We start from the raw sequence: 22,071 nt of genomic DNA on the forward strand, positions 1-22,071 counted from the left end.
GAATCCCCAGGAGCGTACAAAAGTACGTGACTGGGGTGAATGAGTGCAGCCAACATAGAGGCAACTTGAAGGATGACGTGTATAATCGCGGCCTGAGTTTAATGAGGAACCATTCATGTCTGCTTTTACCCCGGCAAGTGAAGTCTTGCTGCGCCACAGTGACGATTTCGAACAGAGCCGTATTTTCTTTGCCGGCGATCTGCAGGATGACCTGCCCGCACGTCTTGAGACCGCCGCAAGCCGCGCACATACCCAGCAGTTTCACCACTGGCAGGTGCTGAGCCGCCAGATGGGCGACAACGTCCGCTTTGGCCTTGTGGCGCAGGCGGAAGACGTCGCCGACAGCGACACCTTTATCTACTACTGGCCAAAGAACAAACCGGAAGCCCAGTTCCAGCTGATGAACATTCTGTCTCTGCTGCCGGTGGGTACCGATATTTTCGTCATTGGCGAAAACCGCAGCGGCGTGCGCAGCGCCGAACAGATGCTGGCAGAGTTCGCGCCGCTGAATAAAGTCGACAGCGCTCGCCGCTGCGGCCTGTATCACGGTCGTCTGGAAAAACAGCCGGCGTTCGATGCGGAAACATTCTGGGGCGAATATCAGCTTGATAAGCTGACCATTAAGACCCTACCGGGCGTCTTCAGCCGTGACGGGCTGGATGTCGGCAGCCAGCTGCTGCTCTCCACCCTGACGCCACACACCAAAGGTAAAGTGCTGGACGTCGGCTGCGGCGCGGGCGTGCTGGCGGCGACGCTGGCCAGCCACTCGCCGAAGGTTCGTTTGACCCTGTGCGATGTGAGCGCTCCGGCGGTCGAAGCCAGCCGCGCAACCCTGGCGGCAAATGGCATTGAAGGCGACGTGCTGGCGAGCAACGTCTTCTCTGAGGTGAACGGTCGTTTCGATATGATCATCTCCAACCCGCCGTTCCACGATGGCATGCAGACCAGCCTGGACGCCGCGCAAACGCTGATTCGTGGCGCCGTGCGTCATCTGAACAGCGGCGGCGAGCTACGCATCGTGGCCAACGCCTTCCTGCCGTATCCGGCAGTGCTGGATGAGACCTTTGGCTTCCATGAAGTCATTGCCCAGACTGGCCGTTTCAAGGTGTACCGCACCGTTATGACCCGTCAGGCGAAAAAAGCCTAATCAATGCAGGCCGGATAAGGCATTTACGCCGATATCCGGTGCTGCATCGAACAAGGCCGGATGGCGCTAACGCTTATCCGGCCTGCAACAAACGGCAAAATCCGCATAAACGCCTTTTTTTTCGGCAATCGCGCAGTCTTCGATAATTAACTATTGACGCACAGCGTAAAATCTCTAGAATTCGCCTCCGTGGTAACGATTCTTTCATAAAGAATCGATGGTATGCGAAGGTGGCGGAATTGGTAGACGCGCTAGCTTCAGGTGTTAGTGTCCTTATGGACGTGGGGGTTCAAGTCCCCCCCCTCGCACCATAATCCACGTTATATCGCTCGCACTGTGCGAAGGTGGCGGAATTGGTAGACGCGCTAGCTTCAGGTGTTAGTGTCCTTAGGATGTGGGGGTTCGAGTCCCCCCCCTCGCACCAACGAGGCGATATAACAAAAGTAACGAGATATCTGTGCGAAGGTGGCGGAATTGGTAGACGCGCTAGCTTCAGGTGTTAGTGTCCTTACGGACGTGGGGGTTCAAGTCCCCCCCCTCGCACCAGTTTCCTCGTTCTCTTCCTGATTTCCTTTCTCGCTTCATCCCATCGATTTTAAATTCATTATAATCAGTACAATACCGCCAATTAACGCAATACAAGACGGCAACAGTACAAAATGCCTTAGCTGACGATGCCAGATCATCGCACTGCTTAGCAGCAGCCCGCAGACAATCACTCCGCGCCAGACATCGGCAGAAAGCTCCATGGTGCTGAGTAGCGCCATAATCACTCCCGGAAGCACTACGCCCCAACCGCTGCCTAACGTTTTTTGCAACATGACCAGACCTTCAAATGATAATGATTACCAATATCATATAGTCTTTTTTGTCATTTGTCTGCTATTGCGCTAAGGTTTCATATTCATTAATGACATGAATATTATATGGTGTTAAGTTGTCTAAAAAACCAACATGTCAAATATAAAGCAAACGCACAACTCTTCCTGCATTATTGTTGCTTTTGATGCAGTTACTTATTTATTTAAGGCTGACTACAACTTCAAACAATGACTGTACAATCATGGCGCACCCTGCGTGCGCAAAAATATCAGCTAACGTTCCGGCTGTTTTTGTTTCTCAATTTGGTCTCATCGGCGCTGTCGGTGTTCAGTCCGATATATGATGTACATATATTTCCCTTACCGGCAATGCTCATTGCGGTGGGCAGCGGCGCTATGCTGCTGTGGAACTGGCGATACGCGAGAGTAAAACTCAACCTGCCGATAGTTTCGGCAATATTTGGCTGCCTGTGGGGCTGGCATATTTTAAGTAAAACTTTTGTACTCCCCACGGTAAATGATAACTTTCAAATGGTTGCGCTATTTAGCGTGTTATTTGTTGGAACTATTGCCTTTTCAAATAATATCGTTGCCTTTGTGCTGCATTCATTACCGACTTTTATTGTCTGCCTGTTCAGCAGCAATTCGGAAGAGTGGTGGCGAATGGTCTACTGCTTCGCGCTACCATTAATCGGCATTACCATTCAGCACATCATCCAGCGGCGTAACGACAGCTTTGCCCAGGGGTTGATGTACAAACTGCTGGAGGAACGCGAAACGCTGAACGGCCTGAGCATGCTCGACCCACTTACCGGCTTGTATAATCGTCGCGGCTTCCAGTTCCGCCTGGATTCCCTGAAAGCGCTTGGCCCGGCGCAACATTCGGTGCTGCTGCTGGATATCGACCATTTTAAGGCCTACAACGACCACTACGGTCATATGATGGGCGATCAGGCGCTGATGCGTGTTTCTGCTGCGATTCGCAATGCGGTGCGTTCTCGCGACATTGTGACCCGCTACGGTGGCGAAGAATTTTTGGTCCTGCTGCCACAGTGTGATCTGAATAATGCCATCCTGACGGCAGAGCGCATTCGTCAGCAGGTCTACGATCTGAAGATCCCACATATGTTTAATGCCAGCGTCGCCACCCATGTCACCGTCAGTATCGGCATTGCCCCGTTAGAGGATAACGATATCGACGCGGCAATCCAGATGGCGGATAAGGCGCTGTACGAAGCCAAACACCAGGGGCGTAACAACGCCCTGACCAGCGAACGGCTTCCCGCCATCTGAGTTCACAAAAAACAAGCGCGAGCGATAAACCGCTTGCGCTTGTTTTTATCTATAGCTAGGATTGCTAATCATTATCATTTAGTTTTGTATCTAGCTAATACTATGGCCTATCGTTCCGCTCCGATTGCTGATGATCTCATCTGGCGCGCGCCGCTTCCTTCGTGGGAACACGCGTTCGCTGACTCGGTACGCGCGAAAATCGCCGAGCATCGTCCGCATATGCTGGAGATGTTTCGCCTGGACGAGACGCCGCCAGGCAACGCCAGAACGCTAGCCGAGTGGGCAAAACCAACGGAACTGCGTTCTCTGCTGGCTATTTACTCTGATCATATCTACCGTAACCAGCCAACGCAGCCCCGTGAAAACAAGCCGTTGATTTCACTCTGGGCGCAGTGGTATCTCGGCCTGATGGTACCACCGCTGATGCTGGCGTTACTGACCGAAGAATCGGCTATCGCCGTCTCGCCAGAACATATCCACGTCGAATTCCACGAAACCGGCCGTGCAGCCTGCTTCTGGGTCGACGTACGCCACGATCTGCGCGCCAGCCAAAAGCCGCTCGTCGAGCGTATGGATCATCTGGTGATTCAGGGAATCACGCCGGTTATTGAAGCGCTGGAAGCGACTGGCGACATTAATGGAAAGCTTATCTGGAGTAATACCGGTTATTTAATTAACTGGTATCTCGGGGAAATGATGGCTTTACTGGGTGAAGAACAGGTGAACCAACTGCGTCAGCGATACTTCTTTAGCAAGACGCTGGCGAATGGTCAGGATAATCCGCTCTGGCGTACCGTTGTGGTAAGAGAAGGTCGTTTGGCGCGGCGTACCTGCTGTCAGCGCTATCGCCTGCCAGACGTCCAGCAATGCGGCGACTGCACGCTAAAATAACCAACGGGGCGATAACGCCCCGTCGATTTTCTAATCATTAAGCAACCTGCTGGCTCTCTTCAGCCGAACGCTGTGCTTCTTCCTCTTCCTGTGCCAGCAACTGTTTCTCATACACCTTGAAGAACGGGTAGTAGATAATTGCCGAAACACAGGCCAGCAACACGACCAGAATCGCCGCACGGAAATCCCAACCTAATGCCCACGCGCCACCGATAGGTGCCGGCGCAGTCCACGGAACAACAGAGATCACTCGGCCAATCAGATCCAGCTTCATTGCGGCCCAGGCCAGAATAGCGTTAACCATCGGCGCCAGCAGGAACGGAATAAAGAACACCGGGTTCATTACGATAGGCGTACCGAAAATCACCGGCTCGTTGATGTTGAACAGGCTTGGCACCACGCTCAGACGGCCAATCGAGCGCAGGTGTGCCGAGCGGCTACGCAGATAGCAGAATACCAGACCCATGGTGGCGCCTGAACCGCCGACCACGATGAAGAAGGTCCAGAACGCTTCCATAAAGATGTGCGGCAGAGGTGCCCCTTGTGCCAGCGCGGTCTGGTTCAAACCGAGGTTGGTCAGCCAGAACATCTGCAGCATGCCGGATACAATCGCCGCCCCGTGAATCCCTGCGAACCACAGCAGGTGGCCAATCAGTACCGCCAGCAGAATAGCCGGTAAGGAGTCAGCCGCGGACACTAACGGTTTGAACACCGACATGATGGCCTGAGGGATCAGCATATCGAACTGGCTCTGAATAAACAGGCTCAGCGGATAAAGCGTCAGCACCACCACCAGCACAGGAATCAGCAGGTCGAAGGAGTTTTTGATCATCGGCGGCACCTGGTCCGGTAAACGGATCCCGATGTTGCGGATTTTCAGAAAACGCATCATCTCTACGCAATAAACGGCGACGAGGATGGCGGTGAAGATCCCGGTTCCGCCGAGGCTATCTACCGGCAGAGTGCCGTTAGTTTTCGGTGCGGCAACCAGCAGGAAGGCCATAATTGACAGCATCGAACACATGAAGGGATCGAGCTGATTGGTCTTTTCGTAGTGTTTACCTAAGTTGTAGGAGATGGCGGCACAGATATAGATAGACATAATGCCCATCGTCATATCAAACGGCGTGAGAATGCGGCCTTCAAACTGTTTCGCCAGGTCCAGCCATGCGCGAGCAAAGCCCCAGGTGGTATCCGGCGAGAATGGCGGGTATGCGAATACCAGCAAGAACGACCCCACAATCATGAAAGGCATAGCAGAGATAAAGCCGTCACGGATAGCCATGACGTGGCGCTGAGATGAAATACGCCCAGCAACTGGACTAACGTAGTTTTCTACAAAACGAAATATCAAATTAAATGCAGCGTGATTAGCAGACATAGCAGCCCTCCTGACAGGCTTTAGACGTAAGCACAGCAACAACGATTTTGCCGACATACGACTGGGCAAACTGTGAACGCTCTGCGGTTGCAGCAACGCGACCTGACATATTGTTCATAGGGATACAGTTCATATATGGCTCTTATTATGGATACAAAGGAAGTTACCCTCGCAGTATCAATCGACTGAACACGAACTGCAACCGGTTACTGTAACCGGTTGCAGCGAATGTGAAGGAGATCCAGAAATCAAACAATTTTTGCACAACTTAGTCGAAATATTTACAACCAAGGTAGCTTTATGACAGAGTGACTCGCCGAAAAATCAGGAGACCATGATGAGCTTACAGTCTGTACGAGAATTCTTTGCCGAGCACGCGCCCGACATCAATATTATTGAGCTTGAGCAAAGCACTGCGACCGTCGCGCTGGCCGCCGCCGCTCACCAGGTTGAGCCTGGACAGATTGCCAAAACTCTGTCGTTAAAGATCAAAGACCGTGTCATTCTGGTGGTCGCCAAAGGCGATGCCCGTCTGGACAATAAAAAGCTGAAAGAAACGTTCGGGGCGAAGGCTCGCATGCTCAGCAGTGATGAAGTGGTCATGCTGACCGGACACCCCGTCGGCGGCGTATGCCCGTTTGGTCTGGAAAACCCGCTGGACGTCTATTGCGATATCTCACTGCAGGCCTATGACGAAGTTCTCCCGGCGGCGGGCGCCATTCATAGCGCGGTACGCATCTCTCCGCAAAGAATGGCCAGCCTGACCTCGGCAACGTGGGTTGACGTCTGCTTACCATCATCCCATTAAACAGAATGGGATGGTCTCTGGTTATATGCGATATTCCTGTCGGGCAGAGACACCAATAAGTCAGCGGCACTCAGCAGTCCAACGTCTGAATTCACACCGAGCTTCGTCATCGCATTGAATTTGTGCGCACGGATAGTTTTGATGTTTCTATCCAGGCGCTGCGCAATTTCCATCAGCGAATAGCCGTAAGTCATATAACGCAGAATAATATTTTCGGTCGGACTCAGACTGCGACTTTCATGATGCAGTAAGGATGCATCAATGTATTCATGACCAAGCGCCGCCTCTCGCAGTAGATCCTGCATACTCTGCTGAAGCTCCGCTAACGGACTGGATTTACTCAGTACTCCGTGAAGATAAGTTGGTGAGAGATGCTTAATAAGTTCTGCCTCTACGCTATCGTTCGCCAGAACGATACGTGTTATTCCGGCGTCATGACGCGCAATCTCCTCCATCGTAAGCAGACACTCAATCCGCGGCTCCCTTGTACCGGACAGGCAGCAGATTAATACATCAAAAGAGGTCTGACGGAGCGCCAGCTTAAATTCACGAATAGATCGATAAAAGTGAAAAGTAAAATTTCGATAATGAGAATGCGCCAACAGATGACGCAGCCCCATTTCAGCCATCATACAATGTTCTATGATAGCGACGCACTGCTTCCTGCTGTGCTTTTCCATTCCGCTTGTTCCCCATAAGCCGAGTAGAGATTGAGTTCCTTCATCCCTTGATTGCTATTGATCCAGGCATACATTTCCGCATTACTGCGCAATGACAACCGACGCATTGCGCTATTTTTCTGCGCGCTGATCGTCTTGTTGCTCTTTTTCAATAATGCGGCGATTTGATTAATCCCCCAGCCTTTAGCCAGCAGACGCAATACCTTACGTTCTGATAGCGTAAGCATGATTAATTGATCATTTTCACCATCAATCTCATCGTTGTTTTGCATGGAAAGCAGCGTCTGACTGATCTTTTCCGTACTGACGCCCCCTTGCTGGACGGCCTTGATAAGACGATCGATGGGATCTGAATCTGAAAGCAACGTGCTTTCCGGGCGCATTAAAAACTCAACGGCGAGCGGGTAATATTGCCGACTAATCATGAAGATCCAGTGAATATCACGATATTGGGACAACAGCGTGTAGTATTGTTCGCAAAGCGCGCGAGGGTGTCTGACCTCCCCCGAAAAATCAACAATGACTACGTCAGTACGACGTAACTGAAGTAACGTTAACTCTTCAAGAGACTGGCAAAAATTGAGCTCATAATCAGGAAAATGCGTTTCCATTATCGTACTGAGCCCAGACTGCATTACCGGTATTTTGCTGATAATCACCGCGAATTTGCAGTATTCTGGCGACATAAAACCTCCGTATCCATTCGAAGATTCATTTCCTGAATATAAAATTATTTAATACTATGCAAAGTATTAACAGGAAACTGAACCCATCCGTTTCTATTCCCTTTACTGCAATAAAATTATTATTATGTTGTCGTTACCGGACCAATAAATATTTTGCCACATGGATGTACTGGTGGGATTGACGAAGGTAGTATGGCATGTCGTCTGGAAAGCACTAACTTAGAAAATATTAATTAAGTTATAAGAAAATTTAAAATTCGCGCCCTGTATTTTTTCCTCGTTATTGCATTTTCATTTTGAATTCTTTGGGCGTCATGCCCCCCCGTTTTCTGAAAAAACGGGAAAAATAGGTGACATCACTAAACCCCAGATAGTCAGACACCTGAGTGATGGTCATACTGGTGTACTGTAGGCTTCTTTTGGCCTCCAGCAACAGTCTCTGGTGCAGTACGCTCAGCGCGCTGGCCCCATGGAATTCGCGGCACAGGCAGTTTAAATGGGTTGTCGATACCCCGAGCCGCTGCGCATATTCCGCCAGCGACAAATGCTCGCGATAATGGCTTTCAACCAGCCGCGCAAACTGCCGAAGCACGCCGCGCTTGCGCTCGCTTTTGTCTTCAATCACCTTTGACGGCGTGCCCTGCCGATTTAGCCAAACCAGTAACACGCCCAGTAGTGAATAGAGCATCATCTCACGCGCATCGTTCTCGTGCGTATACTCCTCAAGCAGCGTCGTAAACACCGACCGAATATGACGACTTGAACGCTTAACCGGAATACAACCTGGCTGGCTAAGCACATCAAGCTGGCCACCGAACTGCGCCTCCAGCTTGCTCAGCAATGGAAGCGCTAGCGACAGTACGTAGCCCTGGGTACCGGGTGAAAAGCGAAAACCGTGCACGCACAGCGACGGCACAACCTGGATACTGGACTCGTTGACCACGTAGCGCTCGCCCTCCACTTCAATTTCCGCCTGCCCCTTGTGCAAATAGAGCAACTGCACCAGTTCCGCATGCTGATGCACGCGGATATGCCACTCATACAGGCTGCTGCGCTGGAGTATCGACTCACAGTGCAACAGGTCAGGCGTGGGCCAGCCTATCTGCTCACCATAGAGCTTAAAGACCGGCACGATATCCGACTGTGGTGTCGCCACGCCCGCACGCTTCATGTTCTATTCCACTGTTTCATAAGGCAACCCAACATAGTTCTCCGCAATGGTCGTCAGCCCGGCGCGCGATCCCAGATAATACTGGCGATCCGCCTCCTGCATTTTTCTGTCGAACGCGCTCTTGTCCTGGAAATCGTGTAGCAGATGCGTCATAAACCAGCTAAAGCGTTCGCCTTTCCACACCCGGTTCAGCGCCAGCTGCGAATAGTGGCTAAGCAAATCTTCGCGGCCATGGCGGTAGTACTGACGCAAAATACGCCACAGATAATTCACATCCGACACCGCCAGGTTCAACCCTTTGGCGCCCGTCGGTGGGACAATGTGCGCCGCATCACCGACAAGGAACATTCGGCCATACTGCATTGGCTCCACCACATAGCTACGCAGCGGCGCGATGCTCTTCTCAAGTGAGTGACCAGTCACTAACTTCTGACTCAATTCATCCGGCAGACGACGTTTCAATTCTTCCCAGAAGCGTTCATCAGACCACTGCTCGACCTTATCGCTGAGCGGGACCTGGAGATAGTAGCGGCTTCTTGTTAGTGAGCGCTGACTACACAATACAAACCCACGTTCATGGTGTGCATAGATAAGTTCGTGATTTACCGGCGGCGTATCCGCGAGCAGCCCCAGCCAGCCGAACGGCCAGATACTTTCGTACTCGCGCAGAATCTCGCGGGGAATGCTCTGTCGCGAAACACCGTGGAACCCGTCGCAACCCGCGACAAAATCACATTCCAGCCGACACGTTTCGCCATTTTTCACAAACGTCACACAAGGTTTATCACTCTTGAGATCGTGCAGCTCGACCTGTTCTACGCCATAAATGGTCTGGGCGCCGCACGCCTGTCGCGCCTCCATTAAATCGCGCGTCACTTCGGTCTGGCCGTAAACCATCACCGTTTTCCCCCCCGTGAGCTCGCTCAGCGGCACGGGAATGCGCTGGTTGGCAAACAGAAACTCCACGCCGTGGTGAATCAGCCCTTCTGCGTCCATGCGGCGAGAAACTCCCGCTTCACGCAGCAACTCAACGGTACCGTTTTCCAGAATGCCCGCGCGAATGCGCCCCAGTACATACTCCGGCGTCTGGCGCTCAAGGATAACGGTTTTAATCCCGGCGTTATGCAGCAGCTGGCCTAACAGCAGCCCCGAAGGCCCGGCACCGATAATGGCGACTTGCGTGTTCATAGGGTGACCTCACATTCTGGTTAATTATTTGTTTGTTTTGTGTATACATAAAGTTTCAGAATGCATTTTTGATAAGTCAGTAACGAAAAAGAAGGCCAGAATCCGTTCAAAATTTGCACTTTCGAACAGTTTTGCAAAAGTGTGGGCGATATCAACTCTTCGCCCTCTGGTGACGAACGCTGAATTTTTGCACATTGTTTGATCCGGCGCGGAGAGTACAGACCAACTCTTCGGGTACAAGTAGGTCATTACACAGGCGTTTTGGGTACCAGGGTGCTTATGGAAGTCGATCAGTCAGAACAACGCATCGTTACGCGGCTATGTATTCAGTGCGGGCTTTTTTTATTGCAGCACGGGGCGGAGAGCGCCCTGGTGGAGGAGTTGTCAACGCGGCTGGGCCGGGCGCTGGGGATGGACAGCGTCGAAAGCGCCATCTCATCGAACGCCATCGTGCTAACCACCATCAAGGATGGTCTCTGCCTGACGTCCACGCGTAAAAACAGCGATCGCGGCATTAACATGCACGTGGTCACCGAAGTACAGCACATCGTCATCATGGCCGAGCACAAGCTGCTGGACTATAAAGATGTCGGTAAACGTTTTGCGCAGATAAAACCGCTTCGCTATCCGCGCTGGCTGGTCGTGCTGATGGTCGGGCTGTCGTGCGCCTGCTTCTGTAAACTGAACAACGGCGGCTGGGACGGCGCGCTGGTCACCTTCTGCGCCAGTACTATTGCCATGTACATCCGCCAGTTGCTCACGCACCGTTCCATGCATCCGCAGATTAACTTTGGGCTGACCGCCTTCGTGGCGACCACCATCTCCGGTCTGATGCTACAGTTGCCCGCCTTTCATCAGACTTCGACCGTCGCCATGGCGGCCAGCGTCCTGCTGCTGGTGCCGGGCTTCCCGCTAATTAATGCCGTCGCCGACATGTTCAAAGGGCATATCAACACCGGCCTGGCGCGCTGGGCGATTGCCAGTCTGTTAACCCTTGCCACCTGCGTCGGCGTGGTGATGGCCATGACCTTATGGGGGCTGCGCGGATGGGTGTAATCGATTTTGTACTGCTGCTGGCGCAGGACATGGTGCTGTCGGCCATTCCAGCGGTTGGTTTCGCCATGGTCTTTAACGTGCCGCACCGCGCGCTGCCATGGTGCGCCCTGCTGGGGGCCATCGGCCACGCTTCGCGCTTTTGCATGATGACCGCGGGCTTCAATATCGAATGGGCCACCTTCCTGGCCGCCATGCTGGTGGGCAGCATCGGCATCCAGTGGTCGCGCTGGTATCTGGCGCATCCGAAAATTTTCACCGTGGCCGCCGTGATCCCGATGTTCCCGGGTATTTCGGCCTACACGGCCATGATCTCGGCGGTCAAAATCAGCCATTTTGGCTATTCTGAAGAGCTGATGATCACCCTGCTGAGTAACTTCCTGAAGGCGTCCTCCATCGTTGGCGCGCTCTCCATCGGTCTGTCGATTCCCGGGCTGTGGCTGTATCGCAAGCGCCCACGGGTATGATCCTGGGGGCGGTGCTGGAGAGTGCCGCCCTTCCCCCGGCTTGTGCTACTATGTGCAGTATTCGTGCGGATTTCCCGCACCCTTCCCGTATTTTTCAGTATTGAGATAGTGTGTTATGTCTTCTCGTATTTTAACGCCAAACGTGATTGGTATTGACGCTTTCGTGGCCGATCCGGCAGCCATTCTTGCGCAAACCCAGGGCGGCGCGGTCGCCGTGTTTGCCAATAATGCGCCGGCGTTCTATGCCGTCACGCCGGAGCGATTGGCGCAATTGCTGGCGCTGGAAGAAAAGCTTGCCCGTCCGGGCAGCGACGTGACGCTGGACGCCCAGTTCTTTGAAGAACCCACGGCGGCACCGGTCTCCGTACCGATGGGAAAATTTGCCATGTACGCAGGATGGCAGCCCGATGCCGAGTTTCTGCGTCTTTCCGCGCTGTGGGGGATCGCCTTAAGCGAGCCGGTCACGCCGGAAGAGCTGGCCTCCTTCGTCGCCTACTGGCAGGCGGAAGGCAAAGTCTTCCACCACGTGCAATGGCAGCAAAAATTAGCGCGCAGCGTACAGATGAGCCGGGCGAATAACAGTGGCCAGATGCGGCGCGACGTTAACGCGGTCAGCGAACCTGACCGTCAGATTCCACCGGGTTTCAGAGGTTGAGCATGAAAAACGTTGGCGAATTAATGAAACGCCTGCAAAAGATGATGCCGGCGCATATTGAACCCGCCTTTAAAACGGGCGAAGAGCTGCTGGCCTGGCAGAAAGAACAGGGCGAGATCCGCGCGGCGGCGCTGGCGCGTGAAAACCGCGCGATGAAAATGCAGCGTACCTTTAACCGCTCCGGCATTCGTCCGCTGCACCAGAACTGCTCGTTCGATAACTATCGCGTGGAAAACGAAGGCCAGATGAACGCGCTGGCGAAGGCGCGACAATACGTTGACGAATTCGACGGCAATATCGCGAGCTTTATCTTCTCCGGCAAGCCAGGCACCGGTAAAAACCATCTTGCCGCCGCCATCTGCAACGAACTGCTGCTGCGTGGGAAATCAGTGCTGATTATTACCGTCGCCGATATTATGTCGGCAATGAAAGAGACCTTCAGCAACCGTGAAACCAGCGAAGAACAGCTGTTAAGCGACTTAAGCAACGTTGATCTGCTGGTCATCGATGAGATCGGCATGCAGACCGAATCGCGCTATGAGAAGGTGATCATCAACCAGATTGTCGATCGCCGCTCGTCGTCCAAGCGCCCGACCGGCATGCTCACCAACAGCAATCTCGATGAAATGAACAAGCTGCTGGGTGAACGAGTGATGGACCGCATGCGCCTCGGTAACAGCCTGTGGGTCATCTTCAACTGGGAAAGTTACCGCAGCCGGGTGACCGGGAAAGAGTATTAAGATATATCTTATGAATGACAGGCGTATACTTATCACGTCCATTTATAATTGCACACACGAGTAGACCCCATGAAATCTGTAAAATCGATGCTTTGCCGCGTAATCATTGCCAGCGCGTTTATTTCTACCGCTGCGAGCGCCGTATCGTTGAATGATCTGAGTAGCGCAGCCAGCTCCCTCGCCGGCAGCAGCAGCTCGTCACAGAGCGGCGGAACGTCCATCTCAACGCTGACCAATCTGCTTAACGGTGGCAGTCAGTCGCTGAGCGCCAGCAGCATGAACAATGCCGCCGGCATCATGGGGTACTGCGCGAAAGAAAAACTGACTTCCGTCGCCAACGTGGATAACGTAAAAAATCAGGTACTGGATAAACTGGGCCTCAACACCGCGACTGAGCAGAAGAAAGATACCGGCTACATGGAAGGCCTTGAGGGGCTGCTGAACGCCAAAGACGGTCAGAAACTCGATCTCGACAGCCTGGGGAACACTGAACTGGGTAAAAAAGTGAAAGCAAAAGCCTGTGATTTCGTCCTGAAACAAGGTGTTAGCTTCATTTCCTGATAGTCAATTTGGGTGGCGGGACTCACACTCGCCGCCCGAAATCGCTCAAATAACGCTCATTTCTAAACCAATTCCGAATAACAGCACACTTTCACTACGTTAGAATTGCAGACAGATGACGGCACAATTACATTGTGAAGTTACTTTCTGTGTAGCCAGAAAACCTGGCGCGGTTGAGGACGTGTAGTGTCAGAGTTGTTATCCCTCGTTCTGTTTCTGGCTTCCATTGCGATATACGCCTGGAAGGCCGGGCGCAATAAATGGTGGTTTGCCGCCACGTTAACGGTACTGGGCCTGTTTGTGGTCCTGAATATTACCCTGTATGCCAGCGACTACTTTACCGGTGACGGTATCAACGATGCGGTGCTCTATACGCTGACCAACAGCCTGACAGGCGCGGGCGTCAGCAAATACATTCTTCCTGGAGTCGGCCTCGTCGTCGCGCTGGTCGCCGTTTTTAGCGCGTTAGGCTGGCTACTGCGCCGACGCCGTCATCATCCTCACCATTTTGGCTACAGCCTGCTGGCGCTGATTCTGGCCGTCGGCTCGGTCGACGCCAGCCCGGCGTTCCGCCAGATTAGCGAACTGGTAAAATCCCAGTCGCGCGACGGCGATCCTGATTTCTCGGCGTACTATAAAGAGCCGTCGAAAACGATCCCGAACCCCAGGCTGAACCTCGTCTATATCTATGGCGAGAGCCTGGAACGCACCTACTTTGACAACGATGCCTTCCCCAACCTGACGCCAGAGCTGGGCGAGCTGAAAAACCAGAGTCTGGATTTCAGCCATACCATGCAGCTGCCGGGTACCGATTACACCATTGCCGGCATGGTTGCCTCCCAGTGCGGCATCCCGCTGTTCGCGCCGTTCGAAGGCAACGCCTCCGCATCGCTGTCGAGCTTCTTCCCGCAAAATATCTGCCTTGGCGATATCCTTAAAAACTCCGGCTACGAAAACTATTTCGTGCAGGGCGCCAACCTGCGTTTCGCCGGCAAAGACGTGTTCCTGAAATCGCACGGCTTCGACAATCTGTACGGCGCGGAAGAGCTGAAAACCACCGTTGCGGACCCGGCCTACAAAAACGACTGGGGCTACTACGACGATACCGTTCTCGACGAAGCGTGGAAGAAATTTGAGACGCTATCCCGCGAAGGCAAGCGCTTCTCGCTGTTCACCTTAACCGTCGATACCCACCACCCCGACGGTTTTATCTCACGTACCTGCAATCGCAAAAAATACGATATCAACGGTAAAGCCAACCAGTCGTTCAGCGCAGTGACCTGTAGCCAGGAAAATATTGCGGAATTTATTAATAAAATCAAAGCGTCCCCCTGGTTTAAAAATACGATTATCGTGGTTTCTTCCGACCATCTGGCGATGAAAAACACCGCCTGGGACTACCTGAATAAACAAGACCGCAGCAATCTGTTCTTTGTGATTCGCGGTGATAAACCCGACGAGCAGGACGTGCTGGCGGTAAAACGTAACACCATGGATAACGGCGCAACGGTATTGGATATGCTCGGCGGCGACAACTTTATCGGCCTGGGCCGCAGCAGCCTGTCCGGGCAGTCGCTGTCTGAAGTGTTCCTGAACATGAAAGAGAAGGTTCTGGCGTGGAAACCGGACATTATTCGCCTGTGGAACTTCCCGAAAGAGATCAAAAACTTCTCTATCGACACCCAGAAAAACATGATTGCTTTTTCCGGGAGCCACTTCCGCCTGCCGCTGCTGCTGCGCGTGTCGGATAACCGCGTTGAGCCGCTGCCGGAAAGCGAATACTCCGCGCCGCTGCGCTACCAGCTGGCCGATTTTGCCCCACGTGATAACTTCGTTTGGGTCGATCGCTGCTACAAAATGGCGCAACAGTGGTCACCAAATCTGGCGTTGTCTACCGACTGGTGCGTGTCGCAGGGCCAACTTGGCGGCGAGCAAAAAGTACAGCACGTCGACAAAACGCAGTGGAACGGTAAAACCGAGTTTAAAGACACGGTGATCGATATGGTGCGCTACAAAGGCAACGTCGATTCATTGAAAACAGTCGACAACGATATCCGCTACAAAGCCGATAGCTTTATCTTTAACGTCGCGGGCGCGCCGGAAGAAGTGAAAAGCTTTAGCGGCATCTCTCGCCCGGAAGCCTGGGGCCGCTGGTCCAACGCCCAGCTTGGCGAGGAGGTAAAAATTGAGTATCAGCACCCGCTGCCGAAGCGCTTCGACCTGGTGATCACTGCCAAAGCCTTTGGGCCAAACGCGGATAAACCGATCCCGGTTCGCGTGGGCAACAGCGAACAGACAATCACGCTTAGCCACGATGTGACCACCACTACGCTGCACTTCGACAACCCGTCGGCTGCCAGCACGCTGGTCATTGTGCCGCCAGACCCGCAGTCAACTAACGAGGGCAATATCCTCGGCCACTCTCCGCGCCAGCTAGGTATAGGAATGGTGGAAATCAAAGTGATCGATGCGCAAGGCTAATACATGAAGCGCGTGGGGGCATAACGCCCCCCTTTCCCTCACCTACTTTCGTAAAAATAAAAACCTATAAACAGCTTATAAATAAGTCATAAAAACCATATAAATCGAATTCATATTTATAAATATACCAACAAAAGCAAATTACATAGCATTTACCAATATTGAAAAACATTGGTCAACATTGCTGCGTAATCATGCTCACAGGTTATAAATTCGAATCCATCCGCGTCTTACATAATGAACGTATCGTTGCCTGGGAAGTTCTCTCAACCGCAGCAGATCAGATAAACCTCGAGCATTTTTTCAGCAACCTGGCCCTCGATGCCAGAGTCGAACTTTTCTTCGCCCAGCTTGCGCATGTGATCAACACCGCGGGCTCCGGCAAGTATTACCTGAACGCCAGCGCGGACGTCATGCTGACACCTCACTTTTTGCAACAGCTCGAAGAGCAGGTTGTCGCGCCCGAACGCATTGCCGTTGAGCTGACCGATCTGGATCAACTGATGGCGCTGACCCCTGCGAAGAGTCAGCAGCTACGTGCGTGTATCAACGTCGTAAGAGGAATGGGGATTGCCGTCTGGGCTGACGACGTTCATGACGACATTTTGCCCTGCCTGGTTGAACAGAATTATCACTTTTCCGGGGCCAAAATTGATAAACACGCGTTCTGGACGGCACGCAAATGCAAAGAACCATTTTTTAAGCTGGCCCGTTGTTGCCAAAAGATTGCCGATGAAGTCCTTGTGGAAGGCATCGAAACGCTCGCTGACTATCAATTAGCCTGTGATTCTCACGCTAATTATGGTCAAGGTTTTCTGTGGAATAAGTAATCAATATGTTTGCACCTTATCAGCTGGTAATCCTGAGTAAAAATTATTTCCTGTGGCAGGGAGTGAAACATGCACTTCCTTATATGGTTAACCCCGCCCCCACACTACAGTGGTTTAATAAAGACAATGACAACTGCGTCTTTGAACTGCGCGAAAAGATCCTCTGTGATAATAGCGAAACAAAATGGCTGATCATTACCGAAGAGAATCGGACGCAGGAAATCCAGCAGTTTCTGCCGCCAGGGCGCGTTTGCGTACTCAGCGACAAACTGTCGATAAAGCAGCTCACCCAGCAGCTTAAGCACCCTGAATTTCGCCGCTGCATGCGTAAAGAATCACCGTTAACACACTCAGAGATCCACATCTGCTTGCTGATAATTATGGGTTTTTCCCCCAATACCATTGCCCGTATGCTGCATAAATCCCCTAAAACGATCTATACACATCGACGAAATGCGATGGCGAAATTCCATTGCAATACGCTAGCGGAATTACACCGAAAAATAAGAACGATAGAAAACCATTCGCTTCATCAGTAATAAACCAGGGAAATCATATCTGTTGCGAAGCAAGAATTACGCGAGTGTTTCCGGAAGGAAATACCTCAGAAACTTACACTGAACATTTTTATTACATTATCAGGAATAAGCTTAGATTTAGCAGATAAAGATATCTTTAATCGCATCGTCGAATTTATTCTCTGCGCATTCATCATGCCGAAAAAATAGGCTTATTAAACCACTGAGTGATTTCATTTATCGGAGTTCACCATGAAAAGGATGCCCCTCGTCATTTTCAGCTTATTGTGTGCAATTTATCAAACTGCGCTAGCCAATAGCTCAGCGACAGCAACGATGCATGTCTCGCTTGAGGTGCTGAAATCCTGCACGCTGCAGGCCAACGATCTCAACTTCGCTAGCCATGGCTCCGATGAAGCCAGCGAAATCAACGCGATGACCCAGCTAAGTGTTCTGTGTACCAACGGCACGCCGTTTACCCTGTCAGCGGCCAGCAGTGACGGCGAAAGCGACGGAACCTTCTGGCTTAAGCCCGAGGACAGCAGTATCAATGCGCAGAACATCGCTTATCGGCTCTATTCGGATGAAAGCAAGAAAACGCCGGTGAACGCTAGCGGCGGCATTGAAGGCACCGGAACTGGGCAGCCGCAGTCAGAAACGATTGTTGGCGTTATCGAAGCAGGCGCGCTGACCAACGCCAAAGCGGGCCTGTACAGCGATAACGTCACGCTAAATCTGGTGTACTAAGATGCGCAGAATCACCCTCTTTGCCCTTTGCTGGCTGGCCGTGATCGTGGTTTTCGCTCGCTATGCCATCAGCGCCACGCTCCAGGTTGCACCGGTAATGCTGAACCTTAATGCTACCCAGCGGGCGACGGCCTTGTATTTGACCAACACCGGCAGTGAGCCAATCCATGCGCAGATTCGCGTGTATGACTGGTCGCAGTCAGAGGGCAAAGACGTGCTGACGCTGACCGACGACATCGTCAGCAGTCCGGCAGTGACCGCATTGAAACCGGGGCAGCAGCAGTTGGTGCGCATTGTGGTGCTCAACCCCATGGCCCACCCACAGGAACAGAGCTTCCGACTGCTGGTTGATGAGCTCCCCGGCGGGCATCAGGCTGGCACGGAGCAGAACGGCGTCCATTTTCTGCTGCGCTACTCCATTCCCTTGTTTATCGCCAGCGAGCAAACGGAGAGCAAAGCTGAAGATACTCAGCTCACCTGTACGCGACAGGATGCCAGCATCAGCTGTCAGAACAAGGGTACTGTGCATATACGCCTGAGTCACGTCGAGGCGATCGACGCGCAGGGACAGGTGGCGCAAACGCTCTCCGGGCTGGCAGGTTACGTCCTACCCGGTCAACGATTCGTGCTGCCGTTTAAACAGCTTCATCGCCATCCGCCTTCTTCCCTGCGCGCGTATCTGAATGAACATACCCAAGCCAGCCTGCTTAACGTGCATTCTGCTGCTGTGGCTTCTGTCGATGACCCTTCACGCTGAACCTCCCACCGCCAACACGCAATACCTTTCCGTCACCGTTAACCACTACGCTTACGATGGACTGTGGGCCGTGCGTGTGGTGGATAATGCGCTGTGGATAGCCACTCACGATGCGGTCAAGTTGGGTATTGCATCTGAGCAGGCGAACGCGGGGTGGCTCAATCTGTCCACTCTGCCAGACATTCAGGTCAACTTCGACAGTCTGCAACAGCAGCTGTCGCTTACCCTTCCAGAGCAGGCGCTAACACACGTCCAGCATCTGGAAAGTCAGCCACATTCCACTTTCACATACGCCCAACAGGCCCAGCCGCTGGGCAACCTCACGCTCGACTATTCCCTTTATTCCAGCGAGGCCGCCAGCCAACAGCAAACCAGCCTGCAAAGCCAGCTACAAACCTCCGGCTGGCTACCGGGGCAGCTCAGCAGCAGTATGAACAGCCGATTTCCACACGGGCAACACGACGAGGGCACCACGCAGACCCGGTTGATGACCACCTGGCAGCACGACTTCCCGCAGTGGCTCACCAGCGTTGCGCTTGGCGACAACGTGACTACCGGTGTTAGCTGGAGCCGTCAGGTACGTTTCGCTGGCCTGCATCTGGCGCGTAATTTCCAGCTCGATCCACAGTTGAACACCGCGCCACGCGCGCAGTTCAGCGATAGTGTGGTGCTGCCGTCTACCGTCGACTTGTACATTGATGGGCTGCAGCAAAGCCACCAGCAGGTCACGCCTGGCAGCTACATTCTCGATACCTTGCCCACCTTTTCCGGCAGTGGGCAGGCGCAGGTTGTCATCACCGACATCAACGGCCAGCGCCGCGAAGTCACGCTCGATCTGTACGGCGCGCCGGATATGCTGGCGCAAGGCGTGAGCAGCAGTTCGCTGGACGTCGGCTGGCTACGAAAAAACTATGCCACGCGCTCTAACGATTACGCCGCCTCACCGCTGCTCGACGCGGGCTGGCGCTACGGCGTAAGTAATCGCCTGACGGTCAGCGGCCACACTGAGCAACATCGCGACGCACACAACATCGGTATCGCCAGCGACTGGTTGATCTCACCGCTGGCCGGAATTATCAGCGGTCACACGGCCGTCAGCCAAAGTCCGCAAGGAGAAGGGAACAAATGGGGTATCGGTTACCAGTGGAATACTCAAGGACTCGGGCTCTCCGCGAATACCAGCCGCAGCAGCAACGCCTGGGCAGATATCGCCCGCGTTAGCGGTAGCCTGCCGGTACAACACAGCGATAACGTGTGGATGAGTCAAACCGTCCCCGACTGGGGAACGCTGGGCGTTGGCTGGGTACGTCAGGATAGCGCCCGCTACCTCAACGCCAGCTGGTCAAAATCCTTTCATAACCGGGTGTCAGCCACGCTGGGGTTTACCCATGCGCTGAACAGCGGTGATAAAACCTTCCAGCTCATGCTCTCCGTTCCGCTGGGCAACCGCGACTCACTCTCACTCCAGGCGGGAAATCCCTCGTCTCGCTGGGATTATCGCCACCAGCCGGATAGCCAATTGGGCGGCTGGTCGTGGCAGGTAAGCCAGAACATGGGCAGCGCGTCGCGCCAGGCGCATGCGGATATCGGCTACCTTGGCCAATACGGCGAGTGGCATGCGGGACTGGACCGTGACCAGAGCAGCGCCAACCGCTATCTCAGCGGAGAAGGTTCGATGATGCTGCTGGAAAATCACCCCTATGCGCTGCGCTACAACCGGCAGGGAATCGCGTTGATCTCCACGAACGGTATTGGCGATGTGCCCATCGCCGTCGAAAACCGTCAAGCGGGCAAAACCGATAAAAACGGCTATCTGCTGCTGACGGATTTACCGCTCTACCATAACGCCAAAATCTCGCTCGACCCACTCAGTCTACCGCCGGAGATCGTTACACCGTTAACCGAAATTCATGCCCGGCCCGGGATGACCACGGCGGTGAAGGTCGATTTTCAGGTGCATCGCGCACGCCTGGTGTCGGCCCAACTTTTCGACCACCAGCACCAACCGATCCCGGTCGGCAGCAGCGTCAGCTATCCCGGCGTGGAGTCTGTTGTCGGGCGTGACGGCTATATCTGGCTGGAAAACCCGCCAATGCCGGGTTCATTACGTATTCATACGCCGATTGGCTACTGCAACGTAACGTTTCCCACCGCGCCCTCCTCTGCCACGATGCTCAATCTGGGAACCTTGTTGTGTCATTAAAATTGCCCCTCACCTTACTGCTACTGTTGACGCTCGCGCTGCTTTCAAGCCGCGCACAAGCCGCTAACTGCTGGATAACTCAGGGCGCCTCCACCGCCTTCGGCACGCTGGTCGCGGGCAATCCCGGCTCGGCGCAGTCAAGCGTAAAGTTCACCTGCTACGCCGATTACGGCGAAACGCGCTACTTCAACATCTGTCTGAACAGCCTGGAATCGGCACCGTTTAAAATGACCTCCAACGCAGATGAAGAAGGTAAGCAGTACACGATGTTGTTTCGTCTTTACAGCACGCTGGATAACAGCCTGGAACTGACCTCTGGCGGCGCGGGACGCGCGCTGCAAACCACGCTAACGATAGGCGGCAATCAGACCTCCAGCGGCAGCTTTCCACTGCTCGCCACCATTCCCGCCGGGCAAAGCAACCTGCCGGTGCGTAGCTACTTCAACTATACTTTGGGGCTGAAACTGACGTGGAACAGCGCTACCCGAAAAGAGACGCTTGCCAGTTGTCAGGATGGTAAGTGGCAGGGGGTAGCGACGGATGCCTCATCCAACGCCAGCGCCACGCTCTCCGATAGCTGCTTTATTCAGAGCGTCACGTCGCTCAGCTTTGGCACCGTGGGCAGCACGGCGTTGACGTCCCGTCTGGCCTCGACGGCCAGCATTCGCGCGCGCTGCCCGGTTGGTACCACTTATTCACTGGGCATCAGCCGTGGTGAGCATGCCTCGGGTACTCAGCGCCAGATGTGTAACGATCGCCAGCAGTGTCTGCAATACGCCCTCTGGCAGGATGCCGCCGCCACCCGCCCATGGGGCGAAACACCGGGAAACAATACGATGGAAATGAGTCATCACGACGGGAGTGTGCAGACGGTCACCGTGTATGGCACGGTGCCAACGCAACCCCTCACCGGCACGGGCCTGTTTAGCGATAATGTTGTGGTGACGCTCACTTATTAATCTAAATAATGCGCGGCCTGGATCAATGTTACCG

General features: G+C 53.4%; 22 protein-coding genes and 3 tRNA genes. 19 read left to right on the forward strand and 6 right to left on the reverse strand.

The window, feature by feature from the left end:
- The first annotated feature begins 115 nt into the window (after nt 1–115).
- From rsmC to K7B04_RS01770, 4 genes are all read left to right on the forward strand, one after another.
- Nucleotides 116–1,147, forward strand: coding sequence for a 16S rRNA (guanine(1207)-N(2))-methyltransferase RsmC (gene rsmC, locus K7B04_RS01755; RefSeq protein WP_223803375.1), 1,032 nt, complete (start codon nt 116–118; stop codon nt 1,145–1,147).
- 224 nt (nt 1,148–1,371) lie between these two features.
- A tRNA-Leu gene (locus tag K7B04_RS01760) sits at nt 1,372–1,458 on the forward strand.
- 27 nt (nt 1,459–1,485) lie between these two features.
- Nucleotides 1,486–1,571: transfer RNA gene (locus K7B04_RS01765), tRNA-Leu, on the forward strand.
- Between the two features lie 35 nt (nt 1,572–1,606).
- A tRNA-Leu gene (locus tag K7B04_RS01770) sits at nt 1,607–1,693 on the forward strand.
- Between the two features lie 35 nt (nt 1,694–1,728).
- On the opposite strand, the gene K7B04_RS01775 is transcribed toward K7B04_RS01770, so the two are convergent.
- Complete coding sequence (locus K7B04_RS01775; protein ID WP_163448816.1) at nt 1,729–1,968, reverse strand: DUF1435 domain-containing protein; 240 nt, start codon at nt 1,966–1,968, stop codon at nt 1,729–1,731.
- A 228-nt stretch (nt 1,969–2,196) separates the two neighbouring features.
- On the opposite strand from K7B04_RS01775, the gene K7B04_RS01780 reads away from it, so the two are divergent.
- Nucleotides 2,197–3,261: a GGDEF domain-containing protein gene (locus tag K7B04_RS01780; protein WP_163448817.1), complete on the forward strand. Its 1,065-nt coding sequence runs from the start codon at nt 2,197–2,199 to the stop codon at nt 3,259–3,261.
- A 102-nt stretch (nt 3,262–3,363) separates the two neighbouring features.
- On the forward strand, nt 3,364–4,152 hold the full coding sequence (fhuF, locus tag K7B04_RS01785; protein ID WP_163448818.1) for a siderophore-iron reductase FhuF: 789 nt from the start codon (nt 3,364–3,366) through the stop codon (nt 4,150–4,152).
- A 37-nt stretch (nt 4,153–4,189) separates the two neighbouring features.
- On the opposite strand, the gene K7B04_RS01790 is transcribed toward fhuF, so the two are convergent.
- On the reverse strand, nt 4,190–5,533 hold the full coding sequence (locus K7B04_RS01790) for a PTS sugar transporter subunit IIC (protein ID WP_163448819.1): 1,344 nt from the start codon (nt 5,531–5,533) through the stop codon (nt 4,190–4,192).
- Between the two features lie 337 nt (nt 5,534–5,870).
- Between K7B04_RS01790 and K7B04_RS01795 the strand changes: the two genes are divergently transcribed.
- Nucleotides 5,871–6,341 (forward strand): YbaK/EbsC family protein, encoded by a 471-nt coding sequence (locus K7B04_RS01795; RefSeq protein WP_163448820.1) that lies wholly within the window; start codon nt 5,871–5,873, stop codon nt 6,339–6,341.
- On the opposite strand, the gene bglJ is transcribed toward K7B04_RS01795, so the two are convergent.
- From bglJ to pobA, 4 genes are all read right to left on the reverse strand, one after another.
- Nucleotides 6,338–7,021 (reverse strand): DNA-binding transcriptional activator BglJ, encoded by a 684-nt coding sequence (gene bglJ, locus K7B04_RS01800; RefSeq protein ID WP_223803376.1) that lies wholly within the window; start codon nt 7,019–7,021, stop codon nt 6,338–6,340. The two genes, K7B04_RS01795 and bglJ, sit on opposite strands and share 4 nt — an antisense overlap.
- Nucleotides 6,982–7,707, reverse strand: coding sequence for a response regulator transcription factor (locus K7B04_RS01805; protein WP_223803377.1), 726 nt, complete (start codon nt 7,705–7,707; stop codon nt 6,982–6,984). Before K7B04_RS01805 ends, bglJ begins: the two co-directional genes overlap by 40 nt.
- 280 nt (nt 7,708–7,987) lie before the next feature.
- Nucleotides 7,988–8,878: a helix-turn-helix domain-containing protein gene (locus tag K7B04_RS01810; protein ID WP_167576947.1), complete on the reverse strand. Its 891-nt coding sequence runs from the start codon at nt 8,876–8,878 to the stop codon at nt 7,988–7,990.
- Nucleotides 8,879–8,881: 3 nt separating this feature from the next.
- A complete protein-coding gene (pobA, locus tag K7B04_RS01815; protein WP_223803378.1) occupies nt 8,882–10,066 on the reverse strand; it encodes a 4-hydroxybenzoate 3-monooxygenase in 1,185 nt (394 codons plus the stop codon).
- A 279-nt stretch (nt 10,067–10,345) separates the two neighbouring features.
- Between pobA and K7B04_RS01820 the strand changes: the two genes are divergently transcribed.
- From K7B04_RS01820 to K7B04_RS01875, 12 genes are all read left to right on the forward strand, one after another.
- Nucleotides 10,346–11,122, forward strand: coding sequence for a threonine/serine exporter ThrE family protein (locus tag K7B04_RS01820; RefSeq protein ID WP_223803379.1), 777 nt, complete (start codon nt 10,346–10,348; stop codon nt 11,120–11,122).
- Nucleotides 11,113–11,586, forward strand: a complete 474-nt coding sequence (locus K7B04_RS01825) for a threonine/serine exporter (protein WP_163448826.1) — start codon at nt 11,113–11,115, stop codon at nt 11,584–11,586. The genes K7B04_RS01820 and K7B04_RS01825 overlap by 10 nt, the downstream gene beginning before the upstream one ends.
- A gap of 115 nt (nt 11,587–11,701) precedes the next feature.
- Entirely contained in the window at nt 11,702–12,241 is a 540-nt protein-coding gene (gene dnaT, locus K7B04_RS01830) for a primosomal protein DnaT (RefSeq protein ID WP_163448827.1), read from the forward strand.
- A 2-nt stretch (nt 12,242–12,243) separates the two neighbouring features.
- Nucleotides 12,244–12,981, forward strand: a complete 738-nt coding sequence (gene dnaC / locus K7B04_RS01835; protein ID WP_163448828.1) for a DNA replication protein DnaC — start codon at nt 12,244–12,246, stop codon at nt 12,979–12,981.
- Nucleotides 12,982–13,050: 69 nt separating this feature from the next.
- Nucleotides 13,051–13,542 (forward strand): DUF2501 domain-containing protein, encoded by a 492-nt coding sequence (locus K7B04_RS01840; RefSeq protein WP_223803380.1) that lies wholly within the window; start codon nt 13,051–13,053, stop codon nt 13,540–13,542.
- Nucleotides 13,543–13,728: 186 nt separating this feature from the next.
- Nucleotides 13,729–16,023 carry a phosphatidylglycerol--membrane-oligosaccharide glycerophosphotransferase gene (opgB, locus tag K7B04_RS01845; RefSeq protein ID WP_167576950.1) on the forward strand — a complete coding sequence of 765 codons (2,295 nt, stop codon included), beginning with the start codon at nt 13,729–13,731 and terminating at the stop codon, nt 16,021–16,023.
- A gap of 194 nt (nt 16,024–16,217) precedes the next feature.
- On the forward strand, nt 16,218–16,853 hold the full coding sequence (locus K7B04_RS01850; protein WP_223803381.1) for an EAL domain-containing protein: 636 nt from the start codon (nt 16,218–16,220) through the stop codon (nt 16,851–16,853).
- Nucleotides 16,854–16,858: 5 nt separating this feature from the next.
- Nucleotides 16,859–17,392 (forward strand): LuxR C-terminal-related transcriptional regulator, encoded by a 534-nt coding sequence (locus K7B04_RS01855; RefSeq protein ID WP_163448831.1) that lies wholly within the window; start codon nt 16,859–16,861, stop codon nt 17,390–17,392.
- A gap of 231 nt (nt 17,393–17,623) precedes the next feature.
- Nucleotides 17,624–18,118, forward strand: a complete 495-nt coding sequence (locus K7B04_RS01860) for a spore coat U domain-containing protein (RefSeq protein WP_223803382.1) — start codon at nt 17,624–17,626, stop codon at nt 18,116–18,118.
- Nucleotide 18,119: 1 nt separating this feature from the next.
- Nucleotides 18,120–18,875 carry a molecular chaperone gene (locus K7B04_RS01865; protein WP_223803383.1) on the forward strand — a complete coding sequence of 252 codons (756 nt, stop codon included), beginning with the start codon at nt 18,120–18,122 and terminating at the stop codon, nt 18,873–18,875.
- The gene (locus tag K7B04_RS01870; RefSeq protein ID WP_223803384.1) at nt 18,859–21,078 is read left to right on the forward strand and encodes a fimbria/pilus outer membrane usher protein; all 2,220 of its coding nucleotides are present in this window, start codon (nt 18,859–18,861) and stop codon (nt 21,076–21,078) included. Before K7B04_RS01865 ends, K7B04_RS01870 begins: the two co-directional genes overlap by 17 nt.
- Nucleotides 21,069–22,037, forward strand: coding sequence for a spore coat U domain-containing protein (locus K7B04_RS01875; protein WP_223803385.1), 969 nt, complete (start codon nt 21,069–21,071; stop codon nt 22,035–22,037). The genes K7B04_RS01870 and K7B04_RS01875 overlap by 10 nt, the downstream gene beginning before the upstream one ends.
- Nucleotides 22,038–22,071 lie beyond the last annotated feature (34 nt).

The organism is Kluyvera sp. CRP, assembly GCF_019930565.1.
GTDB classification, from domain to species: Bacteria; Pseudomonadota; Gammaproteobacteria; order Enterobacterales; family Enterobacteriaceae; genus Kluyvera; species Kluyvera georgiana_A.